Source organism: Paracoccus sp. (in: a-proteobacteria) (genome assembly GCF_032007265.1).
GTDB lineage: Bacteria > Pseudomonadota > Alphaproteobacteria > Rhodobacterales > Rhodobacteraceae > Paracoccus.
This window is the reverse complement of the sequence record NZ_DALZMB010000036.1, coordinates 1-12,425: the sequence shown is the minus strand read 5'-3', so window position 1 is coordinate 12,425 and position 12,425 is coordinate 1. Positions and strand designations below refer to the sequence as shown.

11 protein-coding genes are annotated in these 12,425 nt (G+C 58.7%); 4 read left to right on the top strand and 7 right to left on the bottom strand.

The window, feature by feature from the left end; all coding sequences use genetic code 11:
- Positions 1-125 precede the first annotated feature (125 nt).
- From RTS12_RS09625 to RTS12_RS09615, 3 genes are all read right to left on the bottom strand, one after another.
- Positions 126-1,811: an ABC transporter permease subunit gene (locus RTS12_RS09625; protein ID WP_312527893.1), complete on the bottom strand. Its 1,686-nt coding sequence runs from the start codon at positions 1,809-1,811 to the stop codon at positions 126-128.
- The gene (locus RTS12_RS09620; protein WP_312527891.1) at positions 1,808-2,800 is read right to left on the bottom strand and encodes an ABC transporter ATP-binding protein; all 993 of its coding nucleotides are present in this window, start codon (positions 2,798-2,800) and stop codon (positions 1,808-1,810) included. The genes RTS12_RS09625 and RTS12_RS09620 overlap by 4 nt, the downstream gene beginning before the upstream one ends.
- A gap of 85 nt (positions 2,801-2,885) precedes the next feature.
- Positions 2,886-3,890 (bottom strand): ABC transporter substrate-binding protein, encoded by a 1,005-nt coding sequence (locus RTS12_RS09615; protein ID WP_312527888.1) that lies wholly within the window; start codon positions 3,888-3,890, stop codon positions 2,886-2,888.
- A 145-nt stretch (positions 3,891-4,035) separates the two neighbouring features.
- Here RTS12_RS09615 and hisN point away from each other — a divergent pair, with 145 nt between their 5' ends.
- Both hisN and RTS12_RS09605 read left to right on the top strand, forming a co-directional pair.
- On the top strand, positions 4,036-4,848 hold the full coding sequence (hisN, locus tag RTS12_RS09610; protein ID WP_312527886.1) for a histidinol-phosphatase: 813 nt from the start codon (positions 4,036-4,038) through the stop codon (positions 4,846-4,848).
- A gap of 9 nt (positions 4,849-4,857) precedes the next feature.
- A complete protein-coding gene (locus tag RTS12_RS09605; protein WP_312527883.1) occupies positions 4,858-5,640 on the top strand; it encodes a DeoR/GlpR family DNA-binding transcription regulator in 783 nt (260 codons plus the stop codon).
- Positions 5,641-5,894: 254 nt separating this feature from the next.
- Here RTS12_RS09605 and RTS12_RS09600 read toward each other — a convergent pair whose 3' ends face one another.
- The 4 genes from RTS12_RS09600 to RTS12_RS09585 form a co-directional block, all read right to left on the bottom strand.
- Positions 5,895-6,929: a zinc-binding alcohol dehydrogenase family protein gene (locus RTS12_RS09600; protein WP_312527880.1), complete on the bottom strand. Its 1,035-nt coding sequence runs from the start codon at positions 6,927-6,929 to the stop codon at positions 5,895-5,897.
- Complete coding sequence (locus tag RTS12_RS09595) at positions 6,926-7,699, bottom strand: ATP-binding cassette domain-containing protein (protein WP_312527877.1); 774 nt, start codon at positions 7,697-7,699, stop codon at positions 6,926-6,928. Before RTS12_RS09595 ends, RTS12_RS09600 begins: the two co-directional genes overlap by 4 nt.
- Positions 7,700-7,765: 66 nt before the next feature.
- Positions 7,766-8,704, bottom strand: a complete 939-nt coding sequence (locus RTS12_RS09590) for an ABC transporter substrate-binding protein (RefSeq protein WP_312527875.1) — start codon at positions 8,702-8,704, stop codon at positions 7,766-7,768.
- 46 nt (positions 8,705-8,750) lie between these two features.
- On the bottom strand, positions 8,751-9,773 hold the full coding sequence (locus RTS12_RS09585; RefSeq protein WP_312527873.1) for an ABC transporter permease: 1,023 nt from the start codon (positions 9,771-9,773) through the stop codon (positions 8,751-8,753).
- A 128-nt stretch (positions 9,774-9,901) separates the two neighbouring features.
- Here RTS12_RS09585 and RTS12_RS09580 point away from each other — a divergent pair, with 128 nt between their 5' ends.
- Together RTS12_RS09580 and RTS12_RS09575 are read left to right on the top strand one after the other, a co-directional pair.
- Complete coding sequence (locus RTS12_RS09580; RefSeq protein ID WP_312527870.1) at positions 9,902-10,804, top strand: GntR family transcriptional regulator; 903 nt, start codon at positions 9,902-9,904, stop codon at positions 10,802-10,804.
- A gap of 242 nt (positions 10,805-11,046) precedes the next feature.
- Positions 11,047-12,165, top strand: a complete 1,119-nt coding sequence (locus RTS12_RS09575) for an OmpA family protein (RefSeq protein WP_312527868.1) — start codon at positions 11,047-11,049, stop codon at positions 12,163-12,165.
- Positions 12,166-12,425: the final 260 nt, after the last annotated feature.

Here is a 12,425-nt window from a genome sequence, read left to right as displayed (position 1 = left end):
CAACGCCAAGTTGAGGGGCCGTTTCTGCCACCGGCCCTAATGCTCAATGTCGTGCCAGCCCTTCACCAAAGCAGCGCTGGCACGGCCCTTGGCGTGCCAACTTCCGGGCAGCGGCGGCAATGCCCTTAGGGTCCCGCGTTTTGACGCAAGGACAGGCCTTGTTGCAACCGCAGCAGCAGACGCATCAACCCCATCGCAAGCAAAACGCTGATCATGATCAGCACCGAAAATGCTGCCGCTTGGGTCGAGGCCCCTGCCTGATCCAGCCGCATCACCGACACCGCAGCGACGCTGAGTTTCGGCGTGATCAGAAAAATCACCGCCGACAGCGTGACCATGGCCCGCATGAACAGGAAAAAAAAGACCGAGATCAGCGTCGGCACCATGATCGGAAAAATCGCATCACGCAGCGTGGCCCAAGTTCCCCCGCCAATCGTCGTGACGGTTTCCTCAAGCGGTTTGGGAACGGATCTGATGCCCGTCACCATCGTCAGAAACCCCTGCGAGTGATAGTGATAGAAGTTGCAAAATGCGATCAGCAGCGCCGAGCCATAAAGAATGCCGGGAAATGCCGGGCGCACGTTGAACGACAGCACATAAGACAGCCCCAACACCAATCCGGGCACGCCCACCGGCACGATGGCAAGAAGATAGACCAGCCGCGCCGAGGCTCGGGGCATTTTTCGCTGTGCCAGGACCAGTGAAAACAGCATCACCGTGCCAAAACTTGCGGTGATCACCGCAGCATAAAGCGAGGTCCAAAGCGGCCCATAGCCACCTTGCGTGGTGATATTATAGTTCTTCAACGTCAGGCTCATTTTATACGGCCACAGCTGAACAAAGCTTGCGAAAACGACAATGGCCACAATCGCGATCAAGAACAGCGCGGTTAAATAGGTTACGCCCCATAAAGGCACATCCCGCGCAAGCCAACGATCTGGCTCGACCGGAATGGCGCCGTCTGAACTGCCATGGCGCTGCGCGGCAACCTTTTCCAGGTAGAAGGCAAGCAGCGTCGGGATCAGCAGCAAGATCCCCACCACTGCGCCCATGTTGAAATTCATCTGACCAACGACCTGCGCATAGATCTCGGAGGCCAAGACCCGGTAATTGCCGCCAATGACCGCGGCATTGCCGAAATCGGTGATCGTGACGGTAAAGCAGACGAATGCCGCGCTAAGGATACCAAAGCGCAAGGATGGCAGCGTGATATCCACGAACCGTCGCCAGGGCGACGCCCCAAGAACCAGCGCGGCGTCATATTGGCGCCGATCAGCATGGCGCAAGGCCACCGACAAGATCATGACGGCCTGCGGCAGCGCATACATCGAATTGGCAATCACCAGACCAGGCAGGCCATAGATCTGCATCTGAATCCCGCTGAGGTAGGTCACCAGACCATTGCGGCCAAACATGAAGATCAGCCCAAGCGCCTGAACCAGCGACGGCGCAAGCAAAGGCAGGATCAGGGCCAAGGACACCAGCCACCTGAGTGGAATTTTTGTGCGGCTCAGCGCAAGGGCCATGACCAGGCCCAGCCCCACGCAGATCAGTGCCGTCAGCCCGCTCATGATCAGCGAATTGCCCACAACCGTCCAAAGATGTTTGAGCGACAGGATCTCGCGGTAGTTTCCTAGACCAATTGCCCCATCGCGCTGCTGAAAACTGCGCCAGACGACGATGGCCAGCGGGTAAAGGAAAAACAGCGCCAATCCGGCCAGCGGCACCAAAAGAACGACACGCTGAAAAATACGCTCTTCAATCGGCGCATCCAATCCGCGCGAGACGCGCTTGAGATCGGCCGACCTCATGGCGCGACCCAGACGCCGGCCCCCGGCATGACAGACAGGCGCACGGCAGCGCCTTCGGCAAATTCGGGCAAGCGATGCGTTTCGACCAGAATGCTCTGGCCTTGCCAGTCGACTTCGACACGGCTGACATTCCCCAGAAACGTGATCGCGCGCACATGCGCCGTGGCGGTTTCATCGGGCTGGATCTGGACATCTTCGGGACGCAGCGCAAACAGGCGGCCATCGGCACCTTGCGGCGCAACAACGCCAAGGCTTGCTGCGCGGCCTGCATCCAGCAAGGTCGAGCTGCCAACGAAATCCGCGACGAAACGTGTGGCGGGGCGCGCGTAGATTTCAACCGGGCTGCCGATCTGCTCGACCCGGCCCGCGCTCATACACACCACCTTATCGGCCATGGTCAGCGCCTCTTCCTGATCATGGGTCACCATGATGGTGGGAATGCCAAGGCGTTTTTGCATCTGGCGGATTTCGCTGCGCAGACCGGCTCGGACCCGCGCATCCAGCGCCGATAGCGGCTCATCTAGCAGCAAAAGCGCGGGCTCAACCGCCAAGGCCCGCGCGATGGCAACGCGCTGCTGTTGTCCGCCCGAAAGCTGCCAGGGCAGACGCCCGGCAAATTCCTCGAGCTTGACCAGCGCCAGCAATTCCTCGACCCGAGCAGAAATTTCGGCCGCGGGCCTTTTGCGCAACTTCAGCCCATAGCCGATATTCTGCGCAACCGTCATATGGGGGAAAAGCGAGTAGGACTGAAAAACGATCCCAAAGCCGCGATCGCGCGCGCCGATCTGTGACAGATCTTGGCCCCTCAGCGTCATCTGACCCGCTTCAAAACTTTCAAGCCCGGCGATGACGCGCAAAAGCGTGGTCTTGCCGCAGCCCGAAGGACCAAGCAGGCAGACGAATTCATTCTCACCGATCGAAAGGTTAATATCCTCGAGCGCTTTATAGTTTCCGTAGAACTTGGAAAGCCCTTGAATGTTCAGGGTCATCTTGCCTCACTCGCATCCCGACAACACCATGGCGGCAGGCCGCCTGCAGGATGGGGCGAGACATAGCCCGCCCCGTTCCATCTGATCAGCGACCGACGCTTTCGCGCCATTTGGCGATGATCGCGTCACGCGCCTCGCCCGAGGCCGCGAAGTTCATGGGGAAGAGCACAGCCGAGAAATCCTGCGGCAATCCGGCCTTTTCGGCCTGAGGCGAGCGTGGCACGCCCGGGATCGTCACCAGATCCTTGCGCGCGGCATAGGCCTCGGCCGCACCGGGGCTAAGGGTCCAGTCCAGAAAACGCTTGGCATCATCGGGGTTTTTGGTGGTTTTCATCAGGCCATTCGCCTCAAGCTCATAGCCCGCGTAATCCGATGGGATCACCATTTTGACGGGATAGCCCTCGTCGATGGCCTGCATGGCGACATAGGACAGCGAGGCACCGATCGCGAATTCTCCGGCCTGCGCCATGCGGCAGGGGCGCGATCCCGAGGTGGTATATTGAGCCATATTGGGATCAATATCCTTGATCATCTGCCAGCCCGCCTCGTCACCTGCACCTTGCAAGATGGCCGCGATCTGAAGATAGCCCGTCCCCGAGGATGACGGGTCCGGCATCACCACCTCGCCCTTATAGGCAGGGTTCTTGAGATCCGCCCAAGAGGTCGGAACCGGGGCACCCAGCTGGGCCAGCCGCTCGGTGTTCACGCAAAAGGCGCCGACATAGCCCGTTGGCGCGAACCAGCGGCCCTCTTTGTCGCGAAAAGGCTCGGCCAGGGCATCCTCGCCTTTGGCCTTATAGGGCTCAAGCTGATCATAGATCGCGGGGTTAAGCATATTGGTGACGGCAAAGCCCCAGACAACATCGGCCTGCGGATTGCCCGATTCCGCGATCAGACGCGCGCCCAGATCGCCCGTGGACAGGCGCAACAAGTTGATCTTGACCTCGGGCATATCTTGGGCCGCACGTTCCAGATAGGCCGCGATCTCATCCTCTTCGAGGGCCGAGTAAACCGTAATCTCGCCGGCAAGCGCAGGCAGCGCTGCCGCGCTGAGGGCAAGGCCCGCGAGAAGGGAAAGGGTATTCCGCATGACGCATCTCCTGTTGGCATTGGTGTTGGCTGATTTTCTTTTTGAAGAAACGGTAGCGCAGGCTTGACGATGTGGCAATCTAAGGTTTTGTGTCATATTAAGGTTTTTGCAACCGCCCCTATCCGCATCAGGAGATGTCTGTATCATGGTCACATCCCCCGCAGAAATCCGTCAGCCATTGGACGAAATAGCTGTTTTTGCTTATAAATTAGCCCTAGAGGCCGGCAAAGTCGGCATGAATGGCTTTCGTCATGCAGTGGCCGTCGACATCAAAAGCGATCTGAGCCCGGTCACAGAAATCGACCGCGCTGTGGAAAGCCTGCTGCGGGAAAGGCTGCGCGAGACCTTTCCTGATCATGCGATTCTCGGCGAGGAATACGGCGCCGAAGGTGGCCAGGACGCGCCGACATGGGTCGTTGATCCGATCGATGGCACGCGCAGCTTTATCACCGGCTGGCCGATCTGGGGCACTCTTTTGGCGCTGACCGAGGGCGGTCAGCCAAAGCTGGGGGTTTTGCATATGCCCGCGCTTGGTGAAACTTGGGTCGCCTATCATCGTGGTGGGTCGTGGTTTCACGACAGAAATGGCGCCAAATCCGCAGCACGCACCAGCACATGCAAATCCCTTGCCCAAGCGCGGTTTTATACGACCTCGCCTGATTATTTCGACGCCAGCGAACGCCCCACCTATGAGGCATTTCGTGACAATACGCTGGTGCAGCGCTTTGGCGGTGATTGCTATGCCTATGGGATGTTGGCGTCTGGGCACGTCGATCTGGTGGTGGAAAGCAGGCTGCAACCCTATGATTTTCTGGCACTCAGCCCGGTCATTCACGAGGCAGGCGGCGTGATCACCGATTGGCAGGGCCGACCGCTTAGCCTGAATTCGGGCGAGCAGGTCATTGCGGCAGCGACGCCCGAATTGCACCGCGAAGCCCTGGCACTGGTTGCGAGCTAAGAGGCAATCATGTGGCAGGCCGAACGGCATCAACGCATCCGCGCACTTCTGGCCACCTTTGGTCAGGTCGGCGTCGACCGGATCGTCACCGAACTTGGCGTCTCGCGCGAGACGGTGCGGCGGGACCTGAAAGAATTGGAAGAAGCGGGCATCTTGCGCCGCATCCATGGCGGCATCATCCCCATTCACGTCGAGGATGAGGCACCCTACCCCGAGCGCAGCCACCAGAACCTGCGCGAAAAACGTGCCATTGCCGAGGCCTGTCTGCCGCTTGTCAGCCCCGGCCAGACCCTGCTGATCGATGCGGGCAGCACCACCGTCTGCCTGTCCGAGCAACTTGCCGGGCTTAGCGGCCTTTTGGTCTTTACCAATTCCATTGATGTTGCAGCACATCTTGGCACGGCTTCGTCCCGCGCAAGGCGCAATCGCGTGATCCTGCTGGGCGGCGATTTTGTCAATGAACCGGCTTCGACCCATGGCATGACCACCCTGGCCACGATCGCCAGCATTCGTGCCGATGTGGCCTTTTCTTCGCCCTTTGGGCTAACCGCCGCGGACGGGGCGACCAGTATGGTTCTGGAAGAGGCCGAGATTGCCCGCGCGATGTTTGCACGGGCCGAGCGGCGGATTTTGCTGGCCGATAGCTCGAAACTGGGGCGAAGGGGGCGGGTGTCCTATGCCACGGCGGTCGAGCCCGACCATATCGTGACCGATGCCAATGCCCCGCGAAACCCACACTTCGACGCACTTGGCAAGATCAGTGCCGAACGTATCATTTGCGCCGGAAACTGACGTCTTTCATCCCTAAATCTTGCCCAAAAGGCAGATGATCTTGTCCCGAAATCACCAAGTCGGACCGGCGGGCATCAGCGCGCCGCAAAGGTATTTTTTGCCAGCAATGCAGCGAGGAAGGTGAAAATCCCCTGCTTCGCCACCCGCTTGCGGCGTGCAATGCGCGTGGCAAGCGAGCGGCGTTATGGCCTGTTTCCGAGTCGGCGGTGAAGAAAGCCCAGCCTTTTCCACCAGCGACAATCAGTACCAAGCCATCACGGCCTGACCACTGCTTTGATCAGATCCTCGCGGTCAGCAGCAAGCGCCGCAAATCGACCTTCCAATTGCGCAAGTGTCAGCTCTGCCGACAGCAAAGCAGCCGTGTCGATCTTTTTGTCATGCATCGCGGCCATCACACGCTCGAAATCTTTTTTCAGCGCATTTCGGCTGCCAATAATGCGGGTTTCCCTTTTGTGAAACTCAGCATCCTCGAAACTGATGCGATCCTTGACGACGCTGACCAGGACATAGGTCGATCCATGCGCCAAAAGCGGAAATCCCGCCTCGATTGCAGGGGCAGAGCCGGTCGCGTCGAAAATCACGTCATAGCCATCAGCCAGATCGCCCTTTAGTGCCGCAGCTGCACTGCCATGAAGGTGGTGAAAGCCAAACTTCTGTCCTGCCATTTCCAAGCGGCGTGGGCTTAGATCCAAAAGGTGAACCTCGGCACCTTCGAGCCTTGCAAAAAGGGCGGTGCCAATGCCGATCGGCCCGGCCCCTGTCACCAGAACACGGTCCCCCGCCTGAATGTCCGAACGTGCCACGGCATGGGCACCGATGGCCAAAAACTCGACCATCGCGGCCTCGATCTCGGTCAGGCCCTGCGCCGGATAAAGGTTCTGTACCGGAACCGCGATACGACCGCACAGGCCGCCGTCACGATGCACGCCCAACACTTCGATGCGCGTGCAGCAATTGGGCTTGCCGCGCTGGCAGGCCCGGCAAGTGCCACAAGACAGATAGGGATTGATGACAACCAGAGCCCCCGCCGCCATCCCCGCCACCGGGGCAACCAGACGACCGGAAAGCTCGTGACCGATGACGCGCGGATATTCCAGATAGGGATGTTTACCCGCAAGGATATGATAATCCGTGCCGCAAAGGCCGACGGCAGTAATGTCGACCAGCGCCCAGCCCTCGGGCGCGCTTTGCGGTACGCTGGCCGGGCGCAGCTCGAACCGGCCCGGTTCGACGCAGGTGCCGGTCAGCATGGTGGTTTGTGGTTGCGCACCATTTTGCGTAAAGGTCATTGCATTCTTTCCTTGTTGCGCGGCGTCCAGCCATCGGGCAATGCGCCCTTGATGATCAGGCTGAGCACATCGTCTTTTGATACGTCTTCAATGCGATAGGCACCGACATTTTTCCCCCGGTTCATGACGACCACGCGGTCACAAAGATCGAAAACATCGTGCATATCATGGCTGATCAGGAATATGCCCACCCCCTCGCGCCGCAACTGTCGAACCAATTCGCCGACCATGGCCGTCTCGGCTGGTCCAAGTGCGGCTGTGGGCTCGTCCATGATCAGGCATTTCACGTTGAAATAGATGGCGCGGGCAATGGCGATGACCTGACGTTGACCACCCGAAAGCCGTGACACCGGATCGCCCAGATTGCGAAAGTTCGGATTGAGCCGCGCCAGAACCTTGCGGGCTTCCTCCAGCATCTTGCGATCATCGAGATTGCCCCAGCGGCTGCGCAATTCGCGGCCTAGAAACAGATTTGCCGGTGCATCCAGGTGATCGGCAAGCGCAAGTGTCTGATAGATCGTCTCGATCCCCAGACCGCGCGCGTCCTGAGGAGATGCGATTTCGACCCTTTGTCCACCAAGGTGGATCTCGCCCGAGCTGGGCGCCATCGCCCCCGACAAGATCCGCATCAGACAGGATTTCCCCGCACCATTATGGCCCAAAACCCCGACCACCTCGCCGGGATAAAGGTCCAGCGATACGTCATTGACCGCATGGACGCCGCCAAAATGCTTGCTGATCCCGATCATTTCCACAAGGGGGGATGTCATAAGATGCCCTTCATCATTCCTGAAAGGCCCGGACGAAACAGCCAAACGTCCGGGCAATCTTTTGCGTTAATAAAGGACGTTCTTGGCTTCATCGCTGTCGATATTGTCTTTGGTCACAAAGACCACGCCCGTATCGATTTGCGGCTCGATGGCTTTGGCCGCGATGATATCCGCCACCGCCTTGACCCCCAGCTCACCCATCTGGAACGAGCCTTGCACCAGCGTTCCGGCCAAAGTGCCATCCTTTACGAAAGCCTGCAAATCCTCGTTGCCGTCAAAGCCGATCGCCACCAGCTGACCGGCCTTGCCCGCCTGCTGGATCGCGCGCCCCATGCCGACCGCCGTTGGCTCATTCGCGCCGAAGATGCCCTTAAGGTCGGGATGGGCCGCAAGGACATCGGTGGTCTGGTTCAATGCCGTTGCCATCTGTGACTGGGAATAATACGGCCCAACGATCTCCAGCTTTGAGTTTGCCTTGATTTCTTCGACAAAGCAGCCAACGCGCCCCAGTTCCGAGCCAACGCCCGCAACATAGGACATGACGGCGACCTTACCCTCGCCCCCGGTTGCCTCGATCATCTTGGTTGCTGCCAGCTTTCCTGCGGTGCAATTATCGGTGGACAGGAAGGTCTGATAGCTGCCCGAAGCCGTTTCACCCAAAGCGGAATCGATAATGGCAACGGGAATGCCCGCCTCATTGGCGCGCTTGACCGCCGGGATCAGCGCCTCGGGGTCAGATGGTGCAAGGACAATTCCCGCCACGCCGCGGTTGACCGCATTATCCATCATATTCACCTGATCTGCGACCGCGGCCTCTGAGGCGGGACCGTCGAAGGTGATGGTATGGCCACTGCCCGAGACCGCAGCAGCGGCACCTTTGTTGACGTTTTGCCAAAAGTTGGAGTTCGTCGTCTTAACGATAACGGCGATTTCCTGCGCCATCGCACCCGCGGGCAGCGATAAGACGGCCGTTAGGGCAAGTGCAGCTTTCAGGGTAAGTTTCATCTCTCTATCTCTCCTCCGTTGAAGTTATGATCTGCGTCGTTTGCGCTTATTTTTGGTTGCGCATTTGATCGACAAAGACCGCAAGTATGACGACGACGCCGATGATGATCTGTTGGATAAAGGCCGATACGCCGCCCATGTTCAGGCCATTTCTCAGCACGCCGATAATCAGGGCGCCGATCATGGTGCCCGAAATGGTGCCAACCCCACCCATCAGCGAGGCACCGCCAATCACGGCTGCCGCAATCGCGTCCAGCTCGTACATCACGCCTTCATTGGGCTGGGCAGTGACAAGCCGGGACATCAAGACATTGCCCGCAAGGCCTGCCAAAGCGCCCGACATCACATAGGCGGCAATCTTGGTGCGATCGACATTCACCCCCGAAAGCCTTGCCGCCTCTTCGTTCGAGCCGGTCGCATAGATATGACGACCAAGCGCACGGCGGCGCAGCAGATATGCCCCCGCCAGCGCCATGATGGCCAATAAGATCACCGGATAGGGAATGCCGGGAAAAATCACCTTGGACAGGCCATTGGGCTGCTTTTCCACCATCCGAAACAGCGCGCCATTTCCCAGCCGACCAAAGGCTTCGCCCAGCTGCGAAATCGGGGCGGCCCCTGTCAGCTGCAACGCAATTCCACGCGCGATCAGCATCATACCCAATGTTGCGACAAAGGGCGTGATCCGCATCTTGGTAATGATCACCCCGTTCGCCAGCCCGCATAGCGCCCCGACCCCGACCCCAGCCATCATTGCGAGTGGCACCGGAAAGCCCGCTTTCACCATCAATCCCGTAACCGTGCCAGAAAGTGCCAAGACCGAGCCCACGCTAAGATCGATGCCGCCCGTGATGATGACCATGGTCATGCCAATGCCCAAAAGGCCGATGACCGAGGTCTGCAGCAGGACCGTTAGGCCATTGTTCACCGTGAAGAAGGCAGAATTGGCCAATCCAAAAACGGCAACAAGAATGGCCAGCGTGGCCAGTGCCGACAGTTTGTGCAGCGTATCGACATTCACCCCAAACCCGATCCGTCGCGCCCCCGGCCCATTTTCAGCAACCGACATGAGACCCCTCTGGCATTGGTATAAAATAATTCAATACAATAGATGAAGGCTCGATTGCGCTGTCAACTGTTTTTAATTATTGTACACAATTAACCTTGGCCCTAATCTGCCTCAAAAAGGGGGCAAGATTGGCACGTACGGATGAACGCTTTCGCCAGGCCTATAACGGCCTACTGGATTACTGCGCCACCCTGTCGCCCGGCGATCAACTGCCCGCCGAGACCACCTTGGCTGCCCATATGAACGTCAGTCGCACGGTGGTTCGCACGGTCCTGGGCCGGATGCAGACTGCCGGGATCTTAACCTGGCAAGGTCGCGAAAAGACCCTTTTGCGCAAGCCAAATGCATCAGATCGCTTGGCAGTTCAGTCTGACCAGATCTCGGCCGAAGAGCTCGAGCAGCAGTTTCTGGATTGGATCTTACGCTTTGACGTTCCGCCGGGCACGGCGTTGAACGTGACCGAGCTTGCCCGAAAGTTCGGGGTGCCGCCGCATAGTTTGCAAGAGTTTCTGGCCTCGCTCAGCCGCTTTGGTCTGGTGCGTCGACGTCTGCGCGGCGGATGGGAGCTGGTTGGTTTTACCCGCGACTTTGCCGTTGAATTGTCAGATTTCCGCATGATGCTCGAGCTGAATGCGGTCTCGCAACTGGTGGTATTGCCGACGAACCATCCGATTTGGGCCCAGCTTGCGTTGCTAGAACAGGAACATCACGCCCTCGCAGCGGATATCGACACGCGATTTCATGACTTTTCGCTACTGGATGAGCGATTTCACGCAGTGATTGGCGGTGTCGTGCGTAATCGCTTTGTCGCCGAATTTCAAAAGGTAATCACTCTTGTTTTTCACTATCACTATCAATGGGATAAAAAGGATGAACGAGAGCGAAACCTTGCTGCGATTGGCGAACATATCCGCCTGATCCGCGCGGTAAGCGATCGCGACGAAGCGGCCGCGCTGAGGGCCGCACGCGCGCATATGCATAGCTCGAAACACACTTTGCTGTCTTCGTTGCGAAGTCACGCCTTGGCCTGATCGCCACCAAACGATGCGCTGCAACCTGCCTGCGACCGGCGGGCTTGATCGAGAAACACCATTCCCTACCCGGTTTTCCAAGCGCTCGGGCGCAGCTTTTTCAGCTTTGGATTGAAAATCGCATGTAAAAATCCCTCAGCCAGTCTTTGCCTATCCATGGAAAACCCACTTTCAACTGCCGCATAGCTGGGCTTTTCTGCGGTTGCAAAATCCCTGGAACGAACCACGCGCAAGGACATCGAATGGTTGTAGGCCACCTCTTCACCACATCGCGCCGCCGCGCCTTGCTGCTTTCTGCGACGTTTTTGATAGCGCAAAGCGCATATGCCCAAGACGCGCCTGAAATGCCGCCGATCCCCGCGATTGTGGTTCCTGACTTTGTCGGGGCCGAAGCTGCGCAGCAAAGCTTTCAAGATGCGCTGGCCGATCAGCTTTCCGAGATTGACGGCATTCGGGTTGCGCCCGCCCGTTGTGATGCGCAAGGCGCCCTGATTTCGGCTCTTGGCATGGTTTTGCGCGACGATCACGCGGTCACGGCAGATCTGGGCAAAAAGGGCAGCTATGTCATCGAGCCGGGCGGCGCAGGTGTCGCCAATATAGGGGGCGCCCAATTCACCGTCGAAGCGGACGGATCGGGTACGATTAGCCGCGAGGGCGAGCCGGGAGAACAGATCACCGTCGAGGCAGATGGCTCGGGGACCTATGATGGGCCGGACGCGCAAATCACGCTGGATGGCCGAGGTGGCGGCACCTTGAGCTCGGACCAAATGGGCGATGTTACCATCGAGGCTGACGGCAGCGGCACCTGGAGCGGTCCATTGGGCCAGGTCGTCAACAATGGCGACGGCAGCGGGTTATGGAATGGCGAACATGTCATCATCAATGACGGTAATGGCAGGGGCATGTTGGATGGTCAGGATGTCGAAATGGCCCCCCTGCCGCCCGTCCCCAAAGCGGGCAAGTTCCCGTTGCTGACGAAATTTCAGCTGCCTCCGACGGCTTGTGGCTACCTGATCACGTTGGAGGATCGCATTCTTTTTGACTTCGACAAATCCGACCTTCGCCCTGACGCTGCCGAAACCGTCGACGCACTGGCCGCCGCATTTACGACAGTCGCCCCGACCCATCTTCAGATCCTTGGCCATACTGATGCCAAGGGTAGCGATGATTACAATCTCGACCTCTCTCAGCGCCGGGCCATCACCGTCGAAACGGCTTTGAAAGAGCGTGAGGTTGCATCCCTGATGAAGGCGGAAGGCTTTGGCGAAAGCCATCCCGTCGCGCCGAATGAAATTGATGGCAAGGACAATCCTGCCGGTCGACAGCTGAACCGCCGGGTCGAGATTTTCGTCCCCAACTGACGTCTGGACCAGAATAGTGCGCTGTGACGCTGGCTTCCTGATCTGACTTCGGTCGCACCTGTACGGCGCAATGGGCCGGGCGCGCCAGCAGGTCTGCAAAAAGGGCACGTCCCTGGTTCGCGAGCCGCAACTCATCGTCGCGCCGACGCCAAGGATAAGCGCGCGCCACCCTAAGCCCAAAAGATGGGGATCTCGGCGCCCTCAATGGTAATCCTCCCCTTGGTTAAGGGGATGCGGCAGTAGAATTTTCTCGTAGCGTG

Excerpts from the sequence above, each read along its gene's own strand:
- RTS12_RS09625 (WP_312527893.1), bottom strand. The coding sequence starts at position 1,811 with ATGAGGTCGGCCGATCTCAAGCGCGTCTCGCGCGGATTGGATGCGCCG.
- RTS12_RS09620 (WP_312527891.1), bottom strand. The coding sequence starts at position 2,800 with ATGACCCTGAACATTCAAGGGCTTTCCAAGTTCTACGGAAACTATAAA.
- RTS12_RS09615 (WP_312527888.1), bottom strand. The coding sequence starts at position 3,890 with ATGCGGAATACCCTTTCCCTTCTCGCGGGCCTTGCCCTCAGCGCGGCA.
- hisN (WP_312527886.1), top strand. The coding sequence starts at position 4,036 with ATGGTCACATCCCCCGCAGAAATCCGTCAGCCATTGGACGAAATAGCT.
- RTS12_RS09605 (WP_312527883.1), top strand. The coding sequence starts at position 4,858 with ATGTGGCAGGCCGAACGGCATCAACGCATCCGCGCACTTCTGGCCACC.
- RTS12_RS09600 (WP_312527880.1), bottom strand. The coding sequence starts at position 6,929 with ATGACCTTTACGCAAAATGGTGCGCAACCACAAACCACCATGCTGACC.
- RTS12_RS09595 (WP_312527877.1), bottom strand. The coding sequence starts at position 7,699 with ATGACATCCCCCCTTGTGGAAATGATCGGGATCAGCAAGCATTTTGGC.
- RTS12_RS09590 (WP_312527875.1), bottom strand. The coding sequence starts at position 8,704 with ATGAAACTTACCCTGAAAGCTGCACTTGCCCTAACGGCCGTCTTATCG.
- RTS12_RS09585 (WP_312527873.1), bottom strand. The coding sequence starts at position 9,773 with ATGTCGGTTGCTGAAAATGGGCCGGGGGCGCGACGGATCGGGTTTGGG.
- RTS12_RS09575 (WP_312527868.1), top strand. The coding sequence starts at position 11,047 with ATGGTTGTAGGCCACCTCTTCACCACATCGCGCCGCCGCGCCTTGCTG.